The sequence below is a fragment of the Mycolicibacterium vulneris genome (assembly GCF_002104765.1).
Classification (GTDB): Bacteria; Actinomycetota; Actinomycetes; order Mycobacteriales; family Mycobacteriaceae; genus Mycobacterium; species Mycobacterium vulneris.
Map to the genome: position 1 here is coordinate 1 of NZ_NCXM01000008.1, position 23,199 is coordinate 23,199.

23 protein-coding genes and 1 pseudogene are annotated in these 23,199 nt (G+C 66.3%); 17 read left to right on the top strand and 7 right to left on the bottom strand.

What is annotated here, in order from left to right; translation table 11 throughout:
- Positions 1-250: 250 nt before the first annotated feature.
- Both B8W69_RS09230 and B8W69_RS09235 read right to left on the bottom strand, forming a co-directional pair.
- Entirely contained in the window at positions 251-865 is a 615-nt protein-coding gene (locus tag B8W69_RS09230; RefSeq protein ID WP_085289536.1) for an LGFP repeat-containing protein, read from the bottom strand.
- A gap of 199 nt (positions 866-1,064) precedes the next feature.
- A complete protein-coding gene (locus B8W69_RS09235) occupies positions 1,065-1,493 on the bottom strand; it encodes a cellulose-binding domain-containing protein (RefSeq protein ID WP_085289537.1) in 429 nt (142 codons plus the stop codon).
- A gap of 215 nt (positions 1,494-1,708) precedes the next feature.
- Here B8W69_RS09235 and B8W69_RS09240 point away from each other — a divergent pair, with 215 nt between their 5' ends.
- The 7 genes from B8W69_RS09240 to B8W69_RS30275 all read left to right on the top strand — a co-directional run bounded on the left by B8W69_RS09240 (position 1,709) and on the right by B8W69_RS30275 (position 9,434).
- On the top strand, positions 1,709-2,167 hold the full coding sequence (locus tag B8W69_RS09240) for a hypothetical protein (protein WP_085289538.1): 459 nt from the start codon (positions 1,709-1,711) through the stop codon (positions 2,165-2,167).
- A gap of 60 nt (positions 2,168-2,227) precedes the next feature.
- Positions 2,228-2,692 carry a hypothetical protein gene (locus B8W69_RS09245; protein WP_245843186.1) on the top strand — a complete coding sequence of 155 codons (465 nt, stop codon included), beginning with the start codon at positions 2,228-2,230 and terminating at the stop codon, positions 2,690-2,692.
- Between the two features lie 204 nt (positions 2,693-2,896).
- Positions 2,897-3,142: a helix-turn-helix transcriptional regulator gene (locus B8W69_RS09250; protein ID WP_245843187.1), complete on the top strand. Its 246-nt coding sequence runs from the start codon at positions 2,897-2,899 to the stop codon at positions 3,140-3,142.
- Between the two features lie 201 nt (positions 3,143-3,343).
- Entirely contained in the window at positions 3,344-4,846 is a 1,503-nt protein-coding gene (locus tag B8W69_RS09255; protein WP_085289540.1) for a DUF3375 domain-containing protein, read from the top strand.
- The gene (locus tag B8W69_RS09260; protein WP_085289541.1) at positions 4,843-5,550 is read left to right on the top strand and encodes a DUF4194 domain-containing protein; all 708 of its coding nucleotides are present in this window, start codon (positions 4,843-4,845) and stop codon (positions 5,548-5,550) included. The genes B8W69_RS09255 and B8W69_RS09260 overlap by 4 nt, the downstream gene beginning before the upstream one ends.
- The gene (locus tag B8W69_RS09265) at positions 5,543-8,905 is read left to right on the top strand and encodes an ATP-binding protein (protein WP_085289542.1); all 3,363 of its coding nucleotides are present in this window, start codon (positions 5,543-5,545) and stop codon (positions 8,903-8,905) included. Before B8W69_RS09260 ends, B8W69_RS09265 begins: the two co-directional genes overlap by 8 nt.
- Positions 8,906-9,029: 124 nt before the next feature.
- On the top strand, positions 9,030-9,434 hold the full coding sequence (locus B8W69_RS30275; protein ID WP_133057985.1) for a hypothetical protein: 405 nt from the start codon (positions 9,030-9,032) through the stop codon (positions 9,432-9,434).
- Between the two features lie 26 nt (positions 9,435-9,460).
- On the opposite strand, the gene B8W69_RS09270 is transcribed toward B8W69_RS30275, so the two are convergent.
- Positions 9,461-9,781, bottom strand: a complete 321-nt coding sequence (locus B8W69_RS09270; RefSeq protein WP_040629824.1) for a hypothetical protein — start codon at positions 9,779-9,781, stop codon at positions 9,461-9,463.
- Between the two features lie 165 nt (positions 9,782-9,946).
- Between B8W69_RS09270 and B8W69_RS09275 the strand changes: the two genes are divergently transcribed.
- The 6 genes from B8W69_RS09275 (at position 9,947) to B8W69_RS09300 (ending at position 15,095) form a co-directional block, all read left to right on the top strand.
- Positions 9,947-10,555: a DUF899 family protein gene (locus tag B8W69_RS09275; RefSeq protein WP_085289543.1), complete on the top strand. Its 609-nt coding sequence runs from the start codon at positions 9,947-9,949 to the stop codon at positions 10,553-10,555.
- Positions 10,552-11,025, top strand: a complete 474-nt coding sequence (locus tag B8W69_RS09280) for an SRPBCC family protein (protein WP_085289544.1) — start codon at positions 10,552-10,554, stop codon at positions 11,023-11,025. The genes B8W69_RS09275 and B8W69_RS09280 overlap by 4 nt, the downstream gene beginning before the upstream one ends.
- 120 nt (positions 11,026-11,145) lie before the next feature.
- Positions 11,146-12,609 (top strand): biotin carboxylase, encoded by a 1,464-nt coding sequence (locus B8W69_RS09285; RefSeq protein ID WP_085289720.1) that lies wholly within the window; start codon positions 11,146-11,148, stop codon positions 12,607-12,609.
- The gene (locus B8W69_RS09290; RefSeq protein ID WP_085289545.1) at positions 12,606-13,772 is read left to right on the top strand and encodes a serine hydrolase domain-containing protein; all 1,167 of its coding nucleotides are present in this window, start codon (positions 12,606-12,608) and stop codon (positions 13,770-13,772) included. Before B8W69_RS09285 ends, B8W69_RS09290 begins: the two co-directional genes overlap by 4 nt.
- Before the next feature lie 183 nt (positions 13,773-13,955).
- Positions 13,956-14,267 (top strand): DUF732 domain-containing protein, encoded by a 312-nt coding sequence (locus B8W69_RS09295; protein ID WP_085289721.1) that lies wholly within the window; start codon positions 13,956-13,958, stop codon positions 14,265-14,267.
- Positions 14,268-14,552: 285 nt separating this feature from the next.
- Positions 14,553-15,095, top strand: a complete 543-nt coding sequence (locus tag B8W69_RS09300; RefSeq protein ID WP_439330600.1) for an FKBP-type peptidyl-prolyl cis-trans isomerase — start codon at positions 14,553-14,555, stop codon at positions 15,093-15,095.
- A gap of 232 nt (positions 15,096-15,327) precedes the next feature.
- On the opposite strand, the gene B8W69_RS09310 is transcribed toward B8W69_RS09300, so the two are convergent.
- Positions 15,328-17,613: a SpoIIE family protein phosphatase gene (locus tag B8W69_RS09310; protein ID WP_181447360.1), complete on the bottom strand. Its 2,286-nt coding sequence runs from the start codon at positions 17,611-17,613 to the stop codon at positions 15,328-15,330.
- A 178-nt stretch (positions 17,614-17,791) separates the two neighbouring features.
- On the opposite strand from B8W69_RS09310, the gene B8W69_RS09315 reads away from it, so the two are divergent.
- On the top strand, positions 17,792-18,439 hold the full coding sequence (locus B8W69_RS09315; protein WP_085289547.1) for a biliverdin-producing heme oxygenase: 648 nt from the start codon (positions 17,792-17,794) through the stop codon (positions 18,437-18,439).
- Here the strand turns inward: B8W69_RS09315 and B8W69_RS09320 are convergent.
- On the bottom strand, positions 18,426-19,187 hold the full coding sequence (locus tag B8W69_RS09320; RefSeq protein WP_085289548.1) for an SDR family NAD(P)-dependent oxidoreductase: 762 nt from the start codon (positions 19,185-19,187) through the stop codon (positions 18,426-18,428). The genes B8W69_RS09315 and B8W69_RS09320 overlap by 14 nt on opposite strands.
- A 47-nt stretch (positions 19,188-19,234) precedes the next feature.
- Entirely contained in the window at positions 19,235-19,699 is a 465-nt protein-coding gene (locus B8W69_RS09325; RefSeq protein ID WP_085289549.1) for a lipocalin-like domain-containing protein, read from the bottom strand.
- A 291-nt stretch (positions 19,700-19,990) separates the two neighbouring features.
- Here B8W69_RS09325 and B8W69_RS09330 point away from each other — a divergent pair, with 291 nt between their 5' ends.
- From B8W69_RS09330 to B8W69_RS31295, 3 genes and pseudogenes are all read left to right on the top strand, one after another.
- Complete coding sequence (locus B8W69_RS09330; RefSeq protein WP_085289550.1) at positions 19,991-20,674, top strand: sulfite exporter TauE/SafE family protein; 684 nt, start codon at positions 19,991-19,993, stop codon at positions 20,672-20,674.
- 52 nt (positions 20,675-20,726) lie between these two features.
- Complete coding sequence (locus B8W69_RS09335; protein ID WP_085289551.1) at positions 20,727-21,494, top strand: class I SAM-dependent methyltransferase; 768 nt, start codon at positions 20,727-20,729, stop codon at positions 21,492-21,494.
- A 98-nt stretch (positions 21,495-21,592) separates the two neighbouring features.
- Positions 21,593-21,774: pseudogene (locus B8W69_RS31295) on the top strand (betaine-aldehyde dehydrogenase); the annotation flags it as partial.
- Positions 21,775-21,868: 94 nt separating this feature from the next.
- Here the strand turns inward: B8W69_RS31295 and B8W69_RS09340 are convergent.
- Positions 21,869-23,104 carry an osmoprotectant NAGGN system M42 family peptidase gene (locus B8W69_RS09340; RefSeq protein ID WP_085289552.1) on the bottom strand — a complete coding sequence of 412 codons (1,236 nt, stop codon included), beginning with the start codon at positions 23,102-23,104 and terminating at the stop codon, positions 21,869-21,871.
- Positions 23,105-23,199: the final 95 nt, after the last annotated feature.

Genomic DNA, 23,199 nt, shown 5'->3' on the forward strand with positions numbered 1-23,199 from the left:
GTAACCCACGAACATGGGTGAGCGAGGCCCCGGCCCGCAACCCCGACACAACGCCGACGGTCACTCATACCGTCTAGGTCGGCCACTCGGATCGCCATGGCCACGTCTTCGAGCTCGTCAAGCGACGTGAGAATATGCAGCGACCGAATATGGTGCGTTACCAGTGAAGTACGGCGTAATGCATTACCTGCGTGATCGCATCGAGCATCAAATCCACGAATTTTGCATGTTGACGAACGCCTGATGCCGGCTACAGCCCGGATGGTACGGCCTTGCCGTTTACCGTCACTTCGACCTGGCCGGTCTGCGGGTTGTATCCGATCGTGCCGTGCTCGAAGTTCGACACGAGCAGATCACCGACGGCGTTTTGGTCGCTGATCGGGAGGCCCAGCGGACCTGCCGAACCGTTAGTGCCGGTGACTGCGGGCGCGCCGTCCGGGTCGCGTGGAACATTCCAGGCCTCCCGGATCTTGCCCAGGATGATGTATGCCGGCGTGCCGGCCTGGTCGTTCTTGGCGGTGATCGCGCCGCCTTGGAACTGCTGGAATACCACCCCGCTGTCCCGTGTCCCCGCGTTGCGGTCGCCCGTCAGCGGCTTGCCGAGAGCCTTCTTCTGATCCTCGGTTGCCGACGAGTACTTGGCGGCGATCGGGCCGGTCAGAGTCACCTCGACGTCCCTGTCCCCGGTGAGCTTCACCTCGGTGGGCTGCGCTGGGGTTTTAGACGTCGAGGTGGCGTTCACCCCGACCTGAGGCGATGTCGATGCCGACGCGTCGACGCCCTTGCCATTGCTGCAGCCGACAGTGATCAGTGCGACGGCGGCCAGGCCGGCGACTGTCGCGTGGCGGTATGCGATCGTTTTCAAGGGCTTCCTCCCGCGTCTTCCCGTGGTGTCGTAGCTCCGAACGAACTTACGCCGCGGTCATGGACGGCGAGCCAGAGCACCCGAGTCGGGATCGCCGCTGCTCGATGACATCGATGTTTGGCACGGCGCAATATGCAAGAGTCCCCCGGCAATGCGTTCGGCCGTTCGGAAGCCGTCGAGCACTAGTGCGCAGTCGCCTCTAGGTGCACGGATATTGCCCGTTGAGCACACAATTCGCCGGTGGCGAGTAGGAACCACTCAGCACGCCTCTTAGGCCACCTGTGGCCGAACCACCTGGTGGTATGACGCGATTCCAATTCGCGGGGGTGATTACGTAGTGCGTGCCAGATTGGGTAACGGTGCTATTCCACGCGTGCAGGACGGATTCCCCCACCGGCAAGTCGAATTCGATCTTCCAATCGGATAGCGGCGCCATGCTCGCGTTGGTAACGCTGAAGTTGGCAATGAAACCGGTCTGCCACGTATGTGCCACCGACAACGTCGCCGTGGCCGCAGCCGCATGGGCTACCGGGCTGATAGCGAGTCCGAGGATGGCAACCATCAGTGCCGACACGGTTGCGTGAAGCGCTGTGCCCCAGCGCTTCACGCAATTGTTCTGTCGGGCCATAGCAGCCAACCCTAGAACCAAACGCGCTATATCGGCCCTCGCGTCGCGGGTAAGCTGCCGTACCTTTGCTCAACCGAAACCGTCATGAAATTTTGGCCTCGGTCACCTATGCCGGTAGTCGAGGGCTGCGGCAGCGAATCCAACGGATAACAGCGGGCTGGCGGCCCCGCTTCCGTCGTCTCTAAACGTTAAAGATCCCGTGGTAGTAATCGTCGATGCGATCACGGCGTTGGAGTCAGATCCGGCGGATCCGCGAGTGGCTGGCGCTCAGCGCCTCGATCGCGCTGATCCCCTGGATCGTCTATCTCGGATTGACGCTGCCGCAGAGCTACACCGCCCAGCACTGGCAGGCAACCTGGGTTGGCTTTGATCTGTTGTTGCTGGCTTTCATGCTCGCGACCGCGACGCTCGGCTTTGCCCGGCATCGCCTGCTCCCGCTGTTCGCGTTTGCGACGGGAGTTCTTCTCCTCTGTGATGCTTGGTTCGACATGCTGACCGCGAGGCGTGGTGACTTTGCGCTGTCTGTGCTAACCGCGGTCCTTGGTGAGCTACCGCTGGCAACGGTTGCTGATCGGCGGCAGCGTACGCATTGCGCGCTTGCAGGCGGCCGGCCCATCCGGTCGTCAATGGCGGGCTTTCCTACGGCGCCGTCGACCCCGGCTGATCCCAACTGATTCGCCGGCTAACCACCGAAATACGGCCGATTCAAATGTTTCCACTCAACTCCAGCGCCGGTGATCGTAGGCTCCGGACATGCGTTCGCGTCGTTATGCGGTCGGGGTGTTGACCTCGTTATCGCGACCGGCGTCGCCGTAACGGCGTGCACCAAGAACACCGCCGGGCACGCGGCACCTCCCACCGGCGGCGTGGGCAGCTCGCAGATCAGCGCGTCGGCGCCGCCGTCGGCGACCTCGGTGACTCCAACTGGTCAGCCGGTCGGCACGGCGACGATGAAGGTCAGTGGTGGCAGCGCCCCGGTAACGATCCGTTACCGGATCAACGGGGGCCTGGAACAGACCGAGACCAATGTGTCCCTGCCGTGGGAAAAGCAGTACTCCGTCTACAACGAACTGGAGTCGCAGGTAACGGCCGACGGTGGGGACGTCGCCCTCACCTGCACGATAATCATGGGTGGCGACAAGCTCGTGTCCCTCAAAAGCGAACCGCGGCCGGTATGTAACTTCGCCTACTGGGGCTAGCCATTACTCGCGCGCCGTCGGCGACGGAGTCAACAAACCACTCGAAACTCTCGTAACCAGTCCGGCAAAGCCAGTGACCAAGTTACAGTCCAGCCAACCGGCAAGCTCGCGTGTGGCCGTCCGTCCGGGAAACGCCCGTACGTCATTCATGTGGTGCCGCTCGCAACACCAGCAGACCAGCGGTCGGCAGCGAAAGCATTGGTGATGATCATCGACCCCGAGCAGGAGCACGAACCGCCAAAGATGTTGATAAGGCGTCTTTTCGGGCTGACCAATGCGGAAGCCGATGTCGCGCTGCGGGTCATCAACGGTGAGGGCCTGAAACCGATCGCGGCGGATTTGGCGCTCTCAACGGCGACGGTCAAGGCGCACCTGCGGCACATATTGGAAAAGACCGACACCCACCGCCAAGCCGAGCTGGTGCGCCTGCTGCTGGCCATTCTCCTGTAGTTCTCATCGTCCCCCGAGCAGGCGCGCAGCGGAAGCCACCCGGCTCGCCATCATCCGTCCGCATTCGGGTCTCGGTAGTGACTACTGAGACTCTAGCGATGCCTGAGACCACTGGGACCGACTTACCCAAACCATCCCCCGACACCCCACCCGCTGGACGTCGATTGTCGACTCCGTGCCATATCTTGGATCGTCCGAGACATGATCGATCGAGACGGAGGGCATGTGCTGGACGACGACACCACGCTGTCGCCTGCCGACCTGCTCGAACTCAATCGTGGCCTTCAGGGCTCGCCGACGGTCCGCCTGCTGGCCACGCTGAACCTCAACCTCTACGCCACCCTGATGGAGCGCCAGCTCATCGGCGGCGTGGTCCCCGAGACCGACCTCGTCGTACGCCTCGAGCGCGACCTCGCCGAACTCGATCAGGCCGGCGAGCAATCCGGCCTGGCCCTGATCAAGTCCTGGGCCAGCCAGGGCTGGCTGCACCGGGTCGCCGACCAACGCTCCGGCGTCGAACGCAACCTGTGTTACCTGACCCAGGAGGCGCGCCGGGCGCTCGACTTCCTGCGCGGCATGCGCCGGCAGGACACCATCGCCACCGGCGGCTCGATCAACGGCATCGCATCCCGCCTCAAGCAGGTCGCGCTGCGCGTCGGCAATGACCCCGACCGCATCCGCGCCGGTATCGAAGCCGAAATCGCGGCGCTCCAAACCGAACTCGACGCGCTCGAACAAGGCGTCACCTCAGACGACCACGGCCACGACGTCGACCTTACCGACGCCTACGACGAAGCCCACGCCATCGCCCTGCAGATGGAACGCCTGATCACCGACATCGGCCAGTACGGGACCATGATCGAACGAGCCACCGCCGCCCTCGACGAGCCGATCGACAGCAACGTCGAATACCGCGACCGGCAGCGACGCATGTACGCCGACTACGAGGCCGCCTGGGACTCCCAGGGCCGCGACTCGCACCGCGCCTTCTTGCGCATGATCAACGACCCCGACCAGCGCGCCGAGTTCGAAGCCGACGTCGCCGCCGTCGCCGAGGCCCTCCCCGCCCTCGACCCCGCCCTGCGCAAGGTGATGGCCGGCTTCTTCGAACTGGTCGGCCATCAGATCGACGAGGTGGAACGCATCCAGCAGCGTTGCGCGCAGCGCGTCAAACGGTTCACCGCGTTCGGCACCCTCGAACAGAGCCGCGGCGTGGCCCGTCAGCTCAACGAGGCCATCGGCGCCGCCCGCAACCTGCTCAAAGCATCGCTGACCGACTCTCGGCTCGACATCGAATTCCCCCTGGCCCGCCACGCGTTCAGTTCGGTTGGCGCGCTGAGCTTCCGGATCGGCGACCTGTCCAACCCGAAGCCCGCTCAGGTCGCCGAGGGCGAGGTCGACCTGACCAGCTTCGCCGCGCTCACCACCCAGGTCGACGCACCCGCGATGTCGGAGATGATCAACACCGCAATCAGTTCCGGGACGAAACTGTCCCTTCCGGATGCGGTCGCGATGCTCGATTCGACCTACCTCGGCCACGTCATCGTGCTGTGGTCCTGGGCGCTCAAACAACCGGAATCCGCAGAGGGTTCTGAGTCGGTCACGGTCCGCTTTCAGTCCCTGGACGGGCGCGACCGCGAAATGGAGGTGCCGCACTTGATGTTCACCGAGCCGGTTTCCACCCTGTTGGGGGCTACCGCGTGACCGTCGAAGAGACCGTCGACTACAGCGGGTTCTCCGCGCTCCCCCAGGTCGACCAGACGGCCCGCGTCCCGCACCAGCGCCGACCCCGATTCGACGGCGACGTATCCGAGCTGCCCGACCGTGCCTGCTGGGCGCTGCAGCAGCTGCTGACGCGCCGGTACGTCAGTGCCGAAGCCGATCGCGACGTCTACAGCTGGGTGCTGGAGTACCGCGCCCAACTGTCGGTCAGGCTGTCCGAACTGGATCTTCTGCTGCGCGTCGTCGAGGGCGCCGACGTCGCGTTCGTCGAGCAGGCGCGCTACGAATCCGCCCGGGGCGTAAAGCTTTTGCGCCGTGAGCCGCTGGGCACCTACGACTCGATCCTGGCGCTGCACCTGGCGCAGATGATGCGCGCCTCGGGTGATCAGGCCGTCGTGATCAGCCGCGACGAAATGCACGGGCTGTTCTCCGGCGTGCTCAACGATGTCGACCGCGACGCCGTCACCTTCACCGCGCGCATCGACGGCGCCATCGCGCGGCTCGCGTCTCTCGAGATCTTGCGCAAGACCCGCGACGACGAGGAGAGCTACACCGTGAGCCCGGTCATCAACGCCGTCATGACGGCCTCGGTGATCACCGAGCTGCAGCAGCAGTTCGAGATCCTCCTGGGCGGCGGCGTGCCCGAGGAGCAGGGCCCCGACGAGGAGGAACGCGAGGATGACTGAACAGTTCCACCTGTCGCGCCTGCAGGTCATCAACTGGGGTGTCTTCGACGGGTATCACTCCATCCCGTTCAGCGAAGGCGGCGCGCTGATCGCCGGCGCCTCTGGCAGCGGCAAATCCTCACTGCTGGACGCTATTTCGCTCGGCTTTCTGCCGTTCAACCGGCGTAACTTCAACGCCTCCGGCGACAACACCGCCGCCGGGTCGAGCGCGGGCCGGCGGACCGTCGACAAATATGTCCGCGGCGCGTGGGGCCAGCGCAGCGATGCCGGCACCAGCAAGGTCATGTACCTGCGCGGCGACGGCACCGCGTGGTCGGCGATCGCCGTCACCTACCGCAGCAATACGGGCCGCACCGTCACCGGCCTGGTGCTCAAATGGCTCACCGGCGAATCGCGGTCGGATTCCTCGAGCCGGTTCGTGCTGGCCGACGGCGACCGTGATATCGAGAATGTCTGCAACCGCTGGGCCGCGGGCCGCTTCGACGCCGCGGTGTTCAAAGACGACTGGCGGTTCTCCACCAAGGTGGAATCGCAGTACCTCGCCCAGCTGTACGCCACCATCGGCATCCGTGCCTCCGACGCCGCGCAGCAGCTGCTCGGCAAGGCTAAATCGCTGAAAAGCGTTGGTGGACTTGAGCAGTTCGTCCGGGAGTTCATGCTCGACGAGCCCAGCAGCCTGAGCCGGTTACCCGAAGCGCTCAAGCAGATCGATCCCTTGGTCGATGCCCGTGAACTGCTGGCCGTCGCGCAACGCAAACGCAAGATCCTCGGCGACATCGAGAAGATCCAGCAGCGTTACGCCTCGGAGTCCTCCGACCTGGGCATCATCGATCTCGTCGACCAGCCCATGGTCCGCGCCTACACCGATCACGTCCGGCTCGCACAGTGCCCCGCGCAGATCGAATCGCTCGACGCCACCATCGATCAGCTCGGCAACGAATACGAAGACGTCACCCGCCAGCTCAATCTTGCCAAGGCCGAGGGTGATTCGCTGAACGCACAGATCAGCGGATCCAGCACCAGCCTGGGGCCGCTGCAGTCACAGGTGGCCGCCGCCGAGGCGCATGCCGAGCAGGTATCGCGCCGGCGCACCGCCTACGAGTCCATGCTCAACACCCACGGTCTCGAGATCCCGGACACCGCCGAAGAATTCTGGAATCTGCGCGAGGAACTCAGCACGCGGGCCACCGAGCTGCTGGCCAAACTGGATCGCGGCCGGGAATCCTCGACCGATGCCGAGTACGCCCAAAAGGTCGCCCGTATCGCCCGCGACGACGCCGCCAAGGAACTCAAACGCGTCGAGCGCGTCGGCTCGGCGCTTCCGGAGTTCGCGCTCACGATGCGCGAACACATCTGCGCCGCTGTGGGTATCGATCCCGGCGAGCTGCCCTATATCGCCGAGCTGATGGATCTGCGGCCCGAGCAGAACCGGTGGCGCGTCGCGGTCGAAAAGGTGCTGCGCGGTGTGGGCCTGCGGCTGCTCGTCCCCGACAGTCACTACGCGGCGGTGCTGCGGTTCGTCAACGAGACCAACATGGGCGGGCGACTGCAGCTGCACCACGTCCGCGCCCGATTCGTCGGCGCGGAGCTCGCCGAGGCCGAGCCGAACACGTTGGCGGGCAAGCTGTTCGTGGTCGACCCGACCCATGACTGCGCCGCCGAGGCCGCCGACGTCATCGCCGCGGCCGGTGATCACGTCTGCGTCGACACCCCCGATGTGTTCTCCCGGTTCCGGCGCGCCGTCACCGACACCGGCCTGTACAAGGACTCCGAGCGCCTGGCCATCAAGGACGACCGCCGGCCGCTCAAGCAGGCCGACTACATCTACCAGGGCGATGTCGCCGCCAAGGTCGACGCGCTGACCGTGGATCTCGCCAACGCCGAAGAGGCGTTTCGCCGGGCCCGCAGCGTCGCCGACGAGATCGCCGCCGAGCGTCAGCAGTGGCGGGACCGGGCCGCGGCGTTCAAGGCGATCTGCGATCAGTTCGAACAGTGGACCCACGTCGACACCGAGACCGCCGATGGGCACGCCGACCGGCTGCGCGAGCAGTTTGAGCTGCTGCTGGCCGACAATCCTGACATCGAGGCGCTCACCGCGCGCGCCGAGGAGTGCTGGGAACAGATCCAGGCCCTGATGACCCGCCGTGGCGCCATCCAGACCCGCCGCGACGACCTCGACGGCCGACGCACCCAGCTGCTCGAGTTGCAGGAACGGCTCGCTCCGGCATTCGTGTCCGAGCCGTTGACCGATCTGCTGAACCGCTACGCCGCCGACGTGCCGGTTTCCCTGGACATGCTCAACCCCGAACCGCACCGCGACGCGGTCTTCACCGCGATCCGGCGCGAGCGTGAGCAACTACGCGAAAGTCGCAGGCGCTCATACGATGAGCTCGCGCGCATCCTCAACACGTTCGACACAGCGTTCCCCGACGCGATCCCCAACGACAGCGACGTGTTCGACGAACGCGTGCACGATTACGTCGCGTTGTGCCGCCACATCGACGAGCGGGAACTGCCCGAGGCTTACGAGCGGATGATGCGGCTGGTCACCGAGCAGGCGCCCGACGCCATCCTGACCCTGCACCGCGTCGCCGAGCAGGAGGCCCGGCGGATCAGCGAGCAGATCGAGCGAGTCAACACCGGCCTGGGTGCGGTGGAGTTCAACCGCGGCACCCGGCTCACGTTGCGCGCCACCTCGCGCAGCCTGACCGCGGTGGCCGAACTCACCGAGATCGTTCGGGCCATCTCGCGGCGCATCGCCGAGGTCGGCCTCGGCGACAAGCAGGCCATCCTGGACCAGTACGCCGACATCCTGCGGCTGCGCAACCGGTTGGCGTCGACCGCACCGGAAGACAAGGCCTGGACCCGCGACGCCCTCGACGTCCGCAATCGGTTCACCTTCGACTGCGCTGAATGGGACGTCAGCAGCGATGAGCTGATCCGCACCCACAGCAACGCCGGCGACAACTCGGGTGGCGAGCAGGAGAAGCTGATGGCTTTCTGCCTGGCCGGTGCGTTGAGCTTCAACCTGGCCAGCCCCGAAAGTGCCGACAACAAACCGGTTTTCGCCCAGTTGATGCTCGATGAGGCCTTCTCCAAGTCCGACCCGCAGTTCGCCCAGCAGGCTCTGCAGGCGTTCCGCAAGTTCGGCTTCCAACTGGTGATCGTGGCGACCGTGCAGAACGCCACCACCATCCAGCCCTACATCGACAGCGTGGTGATGGTGTCCAAGCGCGAAGCCACCGGCCGCGACTCCCGCCCGGTGGCCACCGTGAGCACCAAGACGATCACGGATTTCACCGCCTTGCGGCACGAGATGCGTACGTCGGCCGCGCTGGTCCCCGCCGGGGTGTAACACCCTTCGCTGAGACGGAGCACCTACCGCGAGCACCCTTTTGGGATCGGTAGCCGAGTAAAAAACGTAAGACTTTCGCAAGCTTTCGGCGTTGAATGCCCGATAGCAGCGAAAGGACAATGCTGTGGACAACTCCCGGACCCGGAGGAATGTTGTTGGTGCGGCCCTGTTGTCGGGCGGCATCGCAGTGGCCGGAATGGGGCTCGCGCTGGGTAGCGCACAGGCCCAGCCCGGCCCGGTGCCGCAGACACCCGGCCTGCTGGCACAAGACGGGCCGGTACCGCCCGGCGCGAGTGGGCCCTACACCTGTTGCCCGGAAGACCAAAAGACCGGGCTGCACCCCCAGACCGGTCGTGGATGTCCGGGGACGCAGGTCAACTGGGACGCGAGTCAATGCCACACCTGGTACGGCGTCGTCTGGGGGCACGGCAACGCCGCCCCCGGTATTTGGGAGGGTGGGCCACCGCCGCCCGAGGCGACGCGGAAGCCGTGGTGCGGATTTCCGTTCATGTGTTCCGGAACCCCGTGAGCCTAGGCTGATGGCTCCCGTGTGGATCAGCCGGCCGGCGGTACCGCGGGTGGACGGCATTCGTTGGCGCCCGGATCCCACCACCAGCCGTTGTCACAGGCGAGCGGTTGCGGCCCGACACCGAGGGGCCGGCACACGTTGGCCGTCGGGTCCCACCACTGGCCCGGATCGCAGGCCAAGGGTTGCGGCCCGACTCCGAGCGGTCGGCAGACCTTGCCGGTCGGGTCCCACCACTCGCCGTCTGCGCAGTCGGCCTTGCTCACCGCGGGCGTCATGATCGTCACGGCCGCCATCGACGCGAACGCCAACATGACGATGACTACACAATGGCGAATGAACGTCCTCATCGCGGGCCTCCCATCGTTCTTTCGATATCGAACCCAGCACTGGGCATCCCGGTCAAGAGCATTTTCTGCGATCGAGCGGTGCGGGTGGCGCATTTTCGCGATGAATTTGGCGCCGTCCACCGGTCAGACCTTCCGGACGGACAAACCGAGAGCAAAGCTGGAGATATGACGACGAAAAACGCGGCGTTGCCGCCGGTCGCCGATCACCACACCTGGCGTGCCGCGCTCGACGAATTACGCAAACGCGAGAAAGCGGCCACCCGCGAACTGGATGCGATCGCCGCCCAGCGGCGGCGGCTGCCGATGGTCGAATTGCCCGACTACACCCTGATCGGTGCCGACGGTCCAATCCGGCTGGCCGACATCTTCGACGGCCGTTCGCAACTGATCGTCTACCACCACATGTGGTCCGACGGCGCGCAGTGGCAGTGCGGCGGATGCACGGGCTTCACCTCGCAGTCCACCCGGCTGGAGTTTCTCGACAACTACGACGCCCGGTTCGTCATCGTCACCAATGGACCGATCGAGGAAGCGCTCGCGTACAAGCAACGGGTCGGCAATCGCATGGACTGGTATTCGTCATCGCGGAGCACGTTTGCCGCCGACATGGACTCGCCGCCGGGCGGTGGTTTCGGGGTCAACGTGTTCTTACGCGACGGCGACACGGTGTACCGCACGTGGCATACGAACGGGCGAGGGCCCTCGCGGCCCACCTACTCGGGATGGCTCGACTCCCCCGATATCGCCGCCGCGTACGGACCGGACAAATCATGAGCGCCGCCGAACGGTACGTCGTCACCCGCACCATCGCCGCGACCCCGGCGGAAGTTTTCGCAGTCCTGGCCGACCCATCCCGTCACCGGAACACCGAGCCAACCGACTGGGTCCGCGACGCGGTGGACACCGCGCCGATCACCGCCGCGGGGCAGATGTTCGCGATGAACATGTTCCTCACGCAGGCGGGCGGCGATTACGTCACGTACAACCTGGTCAATGTGTTCGAGCGGGACCACGCCATCGGGTGGCTGCCGGGGATCCTCGACGATTCGGGTAACCACACCCCCGGCGGTTGGTTCTGGCGTTACGACCTCGCCCCGAACGGTGACCGCACGGACGTCACCCTCACCTACGACTGGAGCGGCACGCCGCGGGCGTTCCGGGACCGCGTCGGTCAGATGCCGATTTTCGCTGAGGATTACCTCGCCGAGTCGCTGGCCACTCTTGAGGGGACGGTTGCGAGCTGAGCACTGAGCTCCCTACTCCCCCGACAGGGCGCACACTTGTCGAATGGAGGTATGTCATTTCATCGCCGCGCCGCAACCCTCGCCCCGGTTGCGCGCCTCGACGTCACCGCGGCAGACGTGATGGGGTCCGAGCCGCGCCGGACGCTGAACGGGCTGTCGGACATACGCGCGTTCTTTCACACGAACAAGGTGCCGCTGTACTTCATCTCGCCGACGCCGTTCAACCTGCTTGGTGTTGACCGATGGATACGAAACTTCTTCTACCTGACCTACTTTGACTCTTTCGAAGGCACGCACTCGCGCGTGTTCGTGCCCCGGCGGCGGGACCGCCGTGATTTTGACTCCATGGACGAGGTGTGCAGCCACCTCCTGTCCGATCCCGAGACGGTCGAGTTCATCGCCGGTAAAGGTCCCGGTGGCAAGTGCTGCTTTGTGATGCTGAACGAGGAAATCCAAGCCCTTGCGCGGTCGGCGGGCCTCGAGGTCATGCATCCGCCGATCGAGCTGCGCCAGCGCCTGGGCTCCAAGATCGTCATGACGCGCCTGGCCAACGAGGCGGGTATACCGAGCGTGCCGCACGTGATCGGGCGGGCCGGCTCCTACGACGAACTACTGGCGCTCGCACACAGCGCCGGTTTGGGAGACGACCTCGTCATCTCCGTCGCCTACGGCAACGCCGGCAGCGGCACGTTCTTCGTGCACGGTCAGCGCGACTGGGACGAGCATGCGGGTGACCTGACCGCGCAGCAAGAAGTCAAAGTCATGAAGCGCATCCGCAATGTCGAGGTGTGCCTCGAGGGTGCCGTGACCCGCCACGGCACCGTGGTCGGCCCCGCGATGACGAGTCTCGTCGGTTATTCGGAGCTGACTCCGAGCCGGGGCAGCTGGTGTGGCAACGACATCTGGCGCGAGGTGCTGCCGCCCGCCCAGACCCACGCGGCGCGGGAAATGGTGGCAAAGCTGGGCGACGTCATGCGCCGCGAGGGTTACCTCGGCTACTTCGAGGTGGACCTTCTGCATGACCTGGACTCCAACGAGCTGTACCTCGGCGAGGTGAACCCCCGCCTGTCCGGCGCCAGCCCGATGACGAACCTGACCACCGAGGCCTACGCCGACATGCCGCTGTTCCTCTTTCATCTGCTCGAGTACATGGACGTGGAGTACGAACTCGACATCGATGAGATCAACTCGCGCTGGGAGCGCGGCTATGGCGAGGACGAGGTCTGGGGTCAGGTCATCATCACTGAGACGTCACCGGATATCGAGCTGTTCACCGCGACGCCTCGCACCGGGGTATGGCGCATCGACGACGACGGTCGGGTCTCCTTTTCGCGGACCGCCAACGACTGGGCCACGCTGCTCGACGGTTCCGAGGCGTTTTACATGCGGGTCGCGGCGCCTGGCGACTTACGTTCCGAGGGCGCCCAACTGGGTGTGCTCGTCACTCGCTCACACCTGCAGACGGACGACTATAAGCTCAGCGAGCGCTGCCAGCGCTGGGTCAAGGGCATGAAGGCGAAGTTCGTCTCAACGCCCCTGACGCCGGCCGCACCGATCGTCTCCCGGCTCGTCGCACGAGCGTGAAAGGCGCCCCGGCGGGTCTCACTCTGGACAACTGGCTGTCGGCGCCCTACGCGCAATGGTCCTTCCAACACGTCGAGGACTTCGTGCCGACCGTGTGGATCTCGCACCGGCCCGCGCAGGTCGCGGCGTTGCCCTCAACCCCTTCCCCCCTGGGCGAGATACCTATGGTCGGTGCGGGCGAGGTCGCCACCACCGTGGGCGGGGTGATGGCCACCGCGGCGACGGACGGATGGGCCGTCGCACACCGGGGATCGTTGGTGGCCGAGGAGTACCTCGGCGGCATGGGCGCGCAGACCCGGCATCTCCTGTTCTCGGTGAGCAAGTCGCTGGTGGGGGCGGTCGTCGGCTCGCTGCACGAGGACGGTGCGATCGCGCTCGATGCGCCGGTCACGAAATATGTTCCGGCGCTGACGAATTGCGGCTACGCGGGCGCGACGGTGCGTCACCTGCTGGACATGAGGTCGGGCATCGGCTTCTCGGAGAATTATCAAGACCCGGCCGCGGAGATACATCTTCTCGACCAGGCGGTGGGCTGGGCGCCCAGGAATAGTCCCGATGCCCCCGCCACGTTGCAGGAATTCCTGTTGACCTTGCGGCAGAAGTCCGCCCACGGCGGCCCGTTCGAATATCGTTCGTGTGAAACCGATGTGCTTGGCTGGATCTGCGAGGTCGCCGCCGACCGGCGGATGCCCGAATTGATATCTGAACTGCTCTGGAGCCGCATCGGCGCCCAATGCGACGCCACCCTGGCTATCGACCCAGTCGGCACGGGGTTCTTCGACGGCGGCATCAGCGCCTGTCTCACCGACATGATCCGGTTCGGTTCGCTGTTTTTGCGCGACGGTGTTTCGTTGACCGGCCGGCAAGTGGTGCCGGCGGCGTGGATCGCCGACACCCTCGACGGCGGCCCCGACTCGCGCCAGGCTTTCGCCGCCAGCCCTGACGACAACGAAATGCCCGGCGGGATGTACCGCAACCAGATGTGGTTCCCCTATCCCGGCAACGACGTCGTGCTGTGCCAGGGCATGTGCGGCCAGATGATCTACGTCAACCGTCGCGTGGAACTGGTCGCCGCCAAGCTGTCCACCCAACTGGACTCGCACGAACCGCACATGCTCGACACGTTGCGCGCATTCGATGCGGTGGCACGCGAATTGGATTGACCGACAGGCTGGCCCGCCCGTGCACGCCGCGAATTTCGGTGAGCCGCTGCTGCGAACTTTGGCTATTCTGCTGTCTGTCTTGCTTCGCAGCCGCACAGTTTTGGCGGCCTTCACCGCGCCACAAAGATTGGAAGGGATCAAATGCCCTCACCTCGAAGGCCAGCCAGACTCGCTGTGCCCGTCATGGTTGCCGCTGCATTGGTCAGCAGCGCCGGCATCGCGTCCGCGACCCCCCAAGACGATGCGTACCTCGCACAATTGCGCGCCGTCGGCCTCACCTGGCCGCCGCAGACGGACGAGGCACTCATCGCCGAGGCGCACGACGTGTGTTACGACCTCACTTGGGGCTGGACGCCGCAACAGATCGCCGACGACCTGCACGCCCGCTTGGACACCAAGGGCGTGACGTTGCTAGACGTCGGCAGCCTGGTCAACGCCGCGCATTCGATCTATTGCCCCGGCAACGTGTGTGACGCTCCGAGCCTTTGCACCTGACAGTCAGGGCCATGGGAACCCGGGCGCGGGTGGGGGCACTTGCGACGGGTCCACTTCGACGAAGGTATAGACCGGGCCCGACGGGCCGCGAGTAAGGTCGGTTCCCGCCGGAACGGGAACCGTGTACTGGCAATGTCCCGGGCAGTAGTGCCAATAGGACGGGCCGGCCTGGGCCGTCGCCGCCAGCCCCAGGCCGGCGATCGCGAGGCCGCCCGAGGCACGCGGGGCTCCTGGTGAGGGGCGGATCAAGTGGCCTGTAGCGTGACGGCCGTGAAGTCCTCCCGGATGTATTCCTCCGTCGCGCTCGCGACTTGCGTCGCGGCAACCGTCATGACGTTCGCCGGCGCCGGCACGGCCACCGCGGCCGGCTCATGCCCCACCGCGGCGCCGCAGAACGGTGGAACGCCCGACTGGACATTGAATGGCACCACCGGCAGAGTCGCGGTCACCGGATCCACCGATACGACCGCTCCGCTGGTGAACGTGACCGCACCGTTCAGCGTGAGCCAGACCCAGGTGCATACGCTGCACGCCGGAGACGGGCCGGTGGTGTCCAACACCGCCACGGTCTCGGTCTGCTACATGGGCGTCAACGGACGGGACGGGTCAGTGTTCGACAGCAGCTACCAGCGCGGCGCCCCGGTCGATTTCCCGCTGACCGGAGTCGTGCCGGGCTTCCAGAAGGCCATCGCAGGGCAAAAGGTCGGGTCGACGGTCGCCGTCGCGATGGTCCCCGCCGATGGCTACCCCCAAGGCCAGCCGAGCGCGGGGATCCAGCCCGGCGACTCGCTGGTGTTCGCGATCAAGATCCTCAACGCCACGGGTTAGCACGACCCACCAAATCCCCTGTGCCGTAGGTCATTCGCCTAACGGCGCGAACATGAGCGCGGGATCTATGCCGAGTTGTTGGGCGACGTGGGTGGTGTCCCAATAGTCACGCCAGTGCGTGAGCGCACCGTCGCGCACCTCGAAGAGCGGGGCGGTTACGGTTCGCTGTTCGTCGAACTGTAGATGGCCGCCGCTCGATTAGGCGCTGATATGCGAATCGCTTAGCGAGAGTTCAGGGACGGCGCAGCGTGATGATGGTGACGTCGTCGTCGGTGTGGCCCGATGCCATCGCAGTCCAGATTCCGGTTGCCGCGATGTCGCCGGCCCGGCCGAGGTTTTCGGCCAGCAGGTCGAGGCCGTCGTCGATCGATTCACCGCGACGTTCCACCAGGCCGTCGGAGAACAGGACCATGCCGTGTCCGGGTTCGACGGTGAAGGTGCTGGGTGCGTATTGCACGCCTTTGACGCCGATGGGTGGCGAGAGCTTGATCGGTGCCGGTACCGCCGGCGCGCGGGAGTTCGTCAGGTATGGCATCAAGTGACCGGCAGACGCCGCCTCCACCCGGCCCGAGCCGAGATCGACCCGCGCGGCGATGACGGTGGCGAACGCGCCGCGAAGCATGTGCAGGCAGAAGTCGTTGAGCTGCGCCAGCGCCTCGGCCGGTGCGGCGCCGGCGAACAATTGGGCGCGCAGGGCGTTGCGCAACGCGGCCATGGTGCCGGCCGCGGCGATGCCGTGCCCGGCGACGTCGCCGATCAGCACGATGAGCCGGCCGTCGCGGAGCTCGAACGCGTCGTACCAGTCGCCGCCGACGTTGTCCCCCGCCGCCGGCTCGTAATGCGCCGACAGTTCCCAACTTTCGAGCGCCGGGATCGACTCGGGCAGCAGGCTGCGCTGCAGCGTCTCGGCCACGCGCAGCGCTCCGCGCGTGCGGCGGTACAGCGACTCGACCAAGTGGCGCCGCAATGATCCGGCGGATTCGGTCTCGCTCAGCGACCACGGCTCGCTGCGCTGGTGGACGATCTCGCGCCACCGGTCGAACGATTTGCGCGGGCTGAGGCGAAGTTGGTCGCCCTCGCTGCCCGCGATCGCCTTGTTGTACGGGTCGCCGCCCCAGTCGACCGAGCGCAGCACCTCCCGCCGGAACCAGATGGCGTATTGGCCGTCAGGCAGGTTGAGCACCAGTGCGCCGGCGGCCACCTGGGGATCGAGATCGAGCTCGGGTAGCACGCCCGATAGGCACTCGCTGCTCGCGATGTCGTCGTCCACGTCACGCGCCCAGGCGGCGACGGCCGACACGATGTCCGGCGGTGGAACCGAGCCACGCATCCGCAGATTGCCCCCGATGTCGATGACCACGCCGTCGGCGGGCACGAGGTCGAGCAGGTCGGGCGCGCCGAGCAGCGCCTCCGACAGCGGTTCGCCATCGTCGAGCGTGGCGGCGGTGAGCTTGGCCAAGACGGCCTGCGCGGCCAACCGCTTGTGTAGTTCTTCGTCCTCGAACCGGTCGACGAGTCGCAGCGACAGGGTCGAGCCGAGGAACTCGGCCGCCGCCCGGGTGCCGAACGGCGGCAGGTGCGGACCGGCGTAATGGTGGCAGGCGATCAGCCCCCACAGCCGCCCCTGCCGCAACAACGAGATCGACATCGATGCGTGCACACCCATGTTCTGCAGATATTCGACATGGATGGGTGACACGCTGCGCAACGTGGCATACGTCAGATCCAGCGGCGTGTTGGTCATGGGGTCGTTGCTCGGCACCAGCGGTGCCGGCGTGTAGTCGACGTCGGAAATCAGCCGAATCCAGTTCTTTTCGTACAGAGCGCGCGCCTGCGCCGGGATGTCGGTCGACGGGTAATGCAGGCCGAGGAAAGAGTTGAGGTCGTCGCGCCTGGACTCGGCCACAACCTCGCCGTTGTATTCCTCGTCGTAGCGGTACACCATGACCCGGTCGAAGCCGGTCAGATCGCGGACGGCGCGCGCGGCCGTGGCGTACAGCTCGGTCAGCGTGGAGGCCCGGTTCAACTCCTCCACCGCGCCGCGGACCGCCTGATACGTGTTCGGGAAGGAGAACGGCCGCTCGCCGTAGGCGATCTCGAGCTCCACCAGCAGCACACCACCCGGCTCGCGTTGCAGGATCGCGTCGAAGGCCCGCGGCTCGCCGGCGACTTCGATGGTGAACTCGAGCGGGTTGTTCTGGCGCAGGCTCCCGAAGGTCGCCGCGGCCTGCTCGACGCGGGCGGCTTGCTCGGAACCGATGAGCACCGACAGATGCCGGCCCAGGACGGCGTCGACGGGACGGCCGAGCAGCTCAGCGACGTTGGCGCTGACCTGGCGCACCTCGAACGCGGGCTCACGCACCACCGCGAGCACACCGCGCGGCTGGATGCTGCCGGGGACGTGGATCGGCTCACGCGCGCAGTTGTCCAGGTCGATCGGGGTGCCGATCGGTACGAGATCGGCGATCGGCTGATCCGCGGGTGCCGATGGCTGGACGAACCGCTCGTCGTCGGTCACACGCGCGGCTTTATCGGATTGATGAGGGGTAGCAGCCAGACCTCCAAGCTATCAATGTGCGTCGCCGTTTTGGATCAGGTCAGCGGGGGTCGCATTTCCAAGCGGATTTGCCCGGCACTGATTCGTATCCGCCGCGGTCACCCGCCCGCCGCGATCACCAATGTAATCTGAGCAGGTCATGTGCTCGATCGCCGTCCCAGCAAGCCGCCGCCTGTCGGTCGCGATGAAGGATGGCTCGGCGGCCGAACACGATGCCGCCGAGCAGAGCCCGTTCATGTCAGAGCTGCTCGCGGGACGGATTGGCGCGGCGGGCTATTCCGACTACCTGCTGCGGTTGCGCGTGGTGTACGCCGCCCTCGAGGACGCAGTGCGGGCCCGCCGCGACGACTCGATGGTTGCCGCCGTGTACGACCCCGCGCTGGAGCGCCTGACGGCTATCGATGCCGACCTCGAACATTGGCTGCCCCAAGGTGCCGCACGCGACGTCGACTCCCCCGCGGCGGCGGCCTACGCCGAGCGGCTCGGCGCGCTCACGTGGGGTGGGGCGCTGGTGGCCCACCACTACACGCGCTATCTCGGGGATCTCTCCGGAGGCCGGGGCATCGGCAAAATCCTGGATCGCACATTCGATCTCGGCGGCGCCGGCCTTGCGTTCTACGACTTCCCGGTGCGGCCCAAACCCTACAAAGACGCCTACCGCGCCCGCCTCGACGCCCTTCGCGCCGACACCGGCGAAATCGATCGTATCGTCGGTGAGGTGAAATTCGCCTTCGGCCTGAACCAGGCCATCTTCGATGAACTGGCCGACAGCGTCAGACTTGGTTGAATCCGCCGTCGGCGGTGACCGTGGACCCGGTGCTGAAGCTGGACAGATCGCTGGCCAAAAACACTGCGGCATTGGCGATCTCGGTGGGATCGGCGAAGCGGCCCAGCGGGATCGTGGCGATGCGTTCGGCGCGGAACTCTTCGACCGAAGCGTCGGGATCGGTCTGCGCGGCCAACGCGTCGCTTCCCGGCGTGGCCGTGGAGCCTGCCACGATGACGTTTACCCGAATGTTGCGGTCGGCGAGTTCGTTGGCCCACGCCCGGGCCACTGACCGGACGGCCGCCTTGGTGGCGGCGTAGATACTGAGCCCTGCGCGGCCCCGGTCGGCGGTGGTGGATCCGGTCAGGATGATGGAGGCGCCGTCGTTGAGTAGCGGCAGCGCTTTCTGCACGGTGTAGACGACTCCCTTGACGTTGGTGGTCAGCAGCGCATCGAGATCGTCGTCGGTGATCTCCCCCAGCCGCGCCACCCTCGTCGATCCGGCGTTGGCCATCACGATATCGAGACCGTTACCGGCGGCCGCGACCTCGGCGTAGAGCCGGTCCAGGTCCTCCGGTCTTCCGACGTCACCGCGCACTGCGGTGGCACGCGGGCCCAATGTGCTTGCCGCATAGTCGAGTTCGGGCTGCCGTCGGCCTGTGATGAAGACCCGGTCGGCGCCTTCGTCAAGGAACCGCTGCGCGGTGGCCAGCCCGATCCCGGAGTTGGCGCCGGTGATGACGGCGATCTTGTTGTCGAGCAATCCCATTCGGTTCTCCTGAGTTGCGCGGCCGGTGTGGCGTTCTGCTCCCCCGGCTATCCCTGTCTCGTGCGCTGCCAGATCAGGCGTCCGTTGCGGAGCTTGCCCTTGATGAGCACGGGCTCGGCCGGGCCGAGCTGCAGGCGGTCATCGCCGACTTGCGCTGCGCGGTACTGCGTTCCGCCGATCCAGTTGGGTAGCAGGCTGACGTCGACGTGGTGGGCGATCACGCCGTCGTCGAGGACGCTGTACGGGCCGGCGTAGGCCAGATAACCCCTGGCCGCCGCGGCCAATTCGTCGTCCGTGGCGATTTGAAGATCGCCGCGGGCGATCGGCGGGCGGTCCGCGCGCATGAGCTGGGCGGACATGTAGCCGTCGGCGGTGTACATGATGAGTCCGCGGGCGTCGGTTCCCAGCGGATAGCGCACGTTCGAGCCATCCACGTCGGAGCTCTCGTAGGACTCCAATGTCCAGGCCCCGACGAGGTACTCACGCAGATCCTGCGTGGTGAGTGTGGTCATCGTTGGCGCCCCTCCGTGATGTGCTGTGAGCGTGTGACCGCCGGACCGCTCGACCGCATCGATCGCGGTATCGGACTACGCCCGCCGTCGACGCATCGATAATGCCGCGCATTGCCTGCCCCAGCGCCATCGCCCCCCGTATCGCCCGTGACAACCGGCGGCGTCGCCCGACAGATTCCGTGTCGAACTAGAGTCTGCGGCATGATCGCCGCTTTGGTCATGTCGCCGTGGTCGGTGCGCCGCCCGCCGTGTGCAGCCGGTAAATCCGGACGCTAGGCCCGGTACAGACGCGTGGCGGCCCTGGCGCTGGCGCTTGCCGGACTGGCGTTTCTCGACTCGCTCAATGTGCTCAACGTCGGAGTGGTCTCGGCCGTAATCTTCGACAGCCGGCTAAGTCGCCGGTCACCAATTCCCGGCGCCCTGAGCTACATCGCGGGCGTATTCGCGGTGACGACCGCCTTCGGCGTGTGCGCCGTGCGGGGCATCGGCTTCACCACCGAGGTGCTCGACTTTCACCTGACGCCGGTCATTCGCTTCCGGGGTGAACTGCTGCTGGGCATCGTCCTGATCGGTCTGGCCTACTTCCCGCTGACCGCACAATCATCGGCACCCGGCTGGGCGCTGGCGGCGATGCGGCAACGGCCGTGGCTGCTCGCATTCCTGGGGCTGGCGGTGGGCAGTGGGCAGGCCCCGACCGCCGTTCCCTACCTCACCGGCCTGGCGATGCTCGCCGCGCTGCACCCACGACCGCCCCTCTGGCCACTGGCCATCATCGCCTACTGGGCGATCGCCCTCTCGCCGTCGCTGCTGATCCTTACCCTCTCGATGCGGAAAACCATGCGAGCCAAGCGCATTCAGCGCGCGATCGTCCGTGCGCTCACCCGCTACGGGCCGATATCGGTGCGGCTGTTGTTCCTGATTTTCGGAACCGGGCTCATCGCCGATGCACTCGTCAATCACAGCGCCCTGTGGTGACGCGCCACGACTTCTCATCTGTTGCACAGCGAGCCGGATTACCTTGTCGCGTGTGACTGATCGTCGAGAGCGCGCGATGTCCTTCGGTTCGATCGCCGAGAACTACGACGGGCTGCGGCCGCATCCGCCGCAGCAGGCGGTGGACTGGTTGTTGCCACCCGGCTGTGAGGTGGCCGTCGACGTCGGTGCGGGCACCGGGTTGTTCACCCGCACGCTTGTCGGCCGGGTGGGGCAGGTCGTCGCCGTCGAGCCCGATGCGCGGATGCGCGCAGTGCTGGCCGAGCGGTCTCCCGGGGTTCGCGCCGTGGAGGGCACGGGCGAGGCGATTCCCCTTCCCGACGATTCCGCGGACGCGGTGTTCGTCTCGTCGGCGTGGCATTGGATGGACCCCGAACGAGCGGTGCCGGAGATCGGCCGGGTATTGCGCGACGGCGGGCGGTTCGGGCTGATCTGGACCAGTCGAGATCGCGACGTCGATTGGGTCCGCGACCTCGAGGTGCTGCCCAAGGACGACACGTCCGAACTGGATGCACCCGACCGGTTCCGCCGCCGCCACGAGAACGTCGTCCTGCCCGATCCGCAGATTTTCCACAACGTCGCGCGGGAGACGTTTGGGTTTGTGCGGACCATGAAGATCGACGATGTCGTCGCGATGCTCGGCACCTACAGCCGGGTGATCATCGCCTCTCCGGATGACCGCGCGCAGCGGCTCGACAGCGCCCGAGCCGTCCTGGCCGAGCGATTCCCCGGCGCCGAAGCCATCGACATCCCGATGCAGTCCCGGTGCTGGCGCGCCGACCGGATCGCCCGCGGCCGCTAGCCGCCGCGCTGGGTTCGCTTTCTGCCGACAGCCCGGGGTTAAGCGCGTCACTTCTGCCGCAACCAGCCCGGCAAGGTAAGGAAACGCATGACGGTGCAATCGAGGTTCGGGAACGCCCCGGTACCGGTGTGACGTGATCCCGATCTTCGATCCCTCCACCGAGGAAAACATCGGCGCCTTCACCGACGGCGGCACCGAAGCCGTCGACGAGGCGGTTGCGCGCGCGAAAGCCAGTGCGGAGTCCGGGATCTGGTCCGGCAAGCCCGAATATGAGCGGGCCGCTACAAGCAGTCCGGCTGGGGCCACGAGTCCGGCAAGGCCGGCATCGAGACCTACCTGCAGACGAAGATCGTCTGGGCCCAGATGTAGCGGCCTCAGGCCTGCGGGCCCTCCGATGGTGGCCAGACCGTTCCGGGCGACGCGTCGCCGGGGCTTTCGTAATCGCCGCGGGACAGCGGCACCCACCGCTCGCTGGGTGCGGGCTGCTTCGACGACGGAAAGTCGCGCAGACTGCCCGTCGGCTTGGCGTCCCACTTGGCGAACGTCAACGGTGTCTGGAGCCAGCAGTGCAGCAGGTTGTAGGCGGCTTCCAGCGAATCGATGTGGGTGCGCTCCCAGCCGTGACTGCCGTCGAGCCCGAAGCCGACCAGCGCAGCGCGGGTGTTGGCCCCGGCCTCGATAGCCGCGGCGGCATCGGAGCGGTAGTAGCGAAAAATATCGCGGGCGAACGGAATTCCCTGCTCCTGTGCGAGCCGGCAGAGTTTGCGGGTCAGGTGGTAGTCGAACGGGCCGTGCATGTCGGCCATCGGGATCGTCACGCCGTCCTCGAGGGAATGCTGGCCGGGCGCGCACACCGCGTTGTCCACCGAGACCAACTCGGCGACGTCCGCGGGCAGGCCGTGGCTGGCGCCGTGGCCGACCTCCTCGGTGATGGTGACCATGATCGTGGTGCGGTGCGGCAGCACCACCTTGTTCTCGGAGAAGTTCTTGGCCAGGGCGAGCGCGATCGCGACGCCCGCCTTCCCGTCCAAGTGACGGGAGACGATGAAGCCGTCGGCGGTGAGCTCGGGGCTGGTGATCAAGGCCACGAAATCACCGACCTGCAGACCGAGCCGAACCAGGTCCTCCCGCGTCGACACCCTGCGGTCGATCCGAACCTCGACGTGCTCCCAGTTTGTGGGCTGCGTGTCGATCTCGTCGCCGAAGGCATGCCCGCTGGCTTTCAGCGGCATGACGGTGCCGGTGATGAACTCGTCGGGGTCGTCGATGAAGATGCGCACCCGGGCGCCTGCGGCGAACCGCGCCGAAAAGGTGCCGACGGGAACGATTTCGAGGCGGCCGTTGTCCTTGAGCTCGCGGACCATGCAGCCGATGGTGTCGGAGTGAACCACCAGCGCCCGGTCGGTGGTCGCGGACGCACCCGCGAGTTCGGCGGTCAGCGCGCCGCGCCGGGTCAGTGTGAACGGCACCCCGAAGTCGTCGAGGATGTCGCCGATCACCTGCATCACCGCGTCTGTACGCCCCGACGGGCTCGGGGTCTGCAATAGCGCGAGCAGCGTGTCGATCATCCACGTGCGGTCGGCCTCGGCCATGGCCGCGGTCTGGCCCACGTCATCTCCTCTCGAGTCGTCGCCGAACGCGTTCAACCTACCGTGTGTGCGGCACGGAACGCCCGTTGCGGGGCGCCGTCGCGCACCCGCCACTG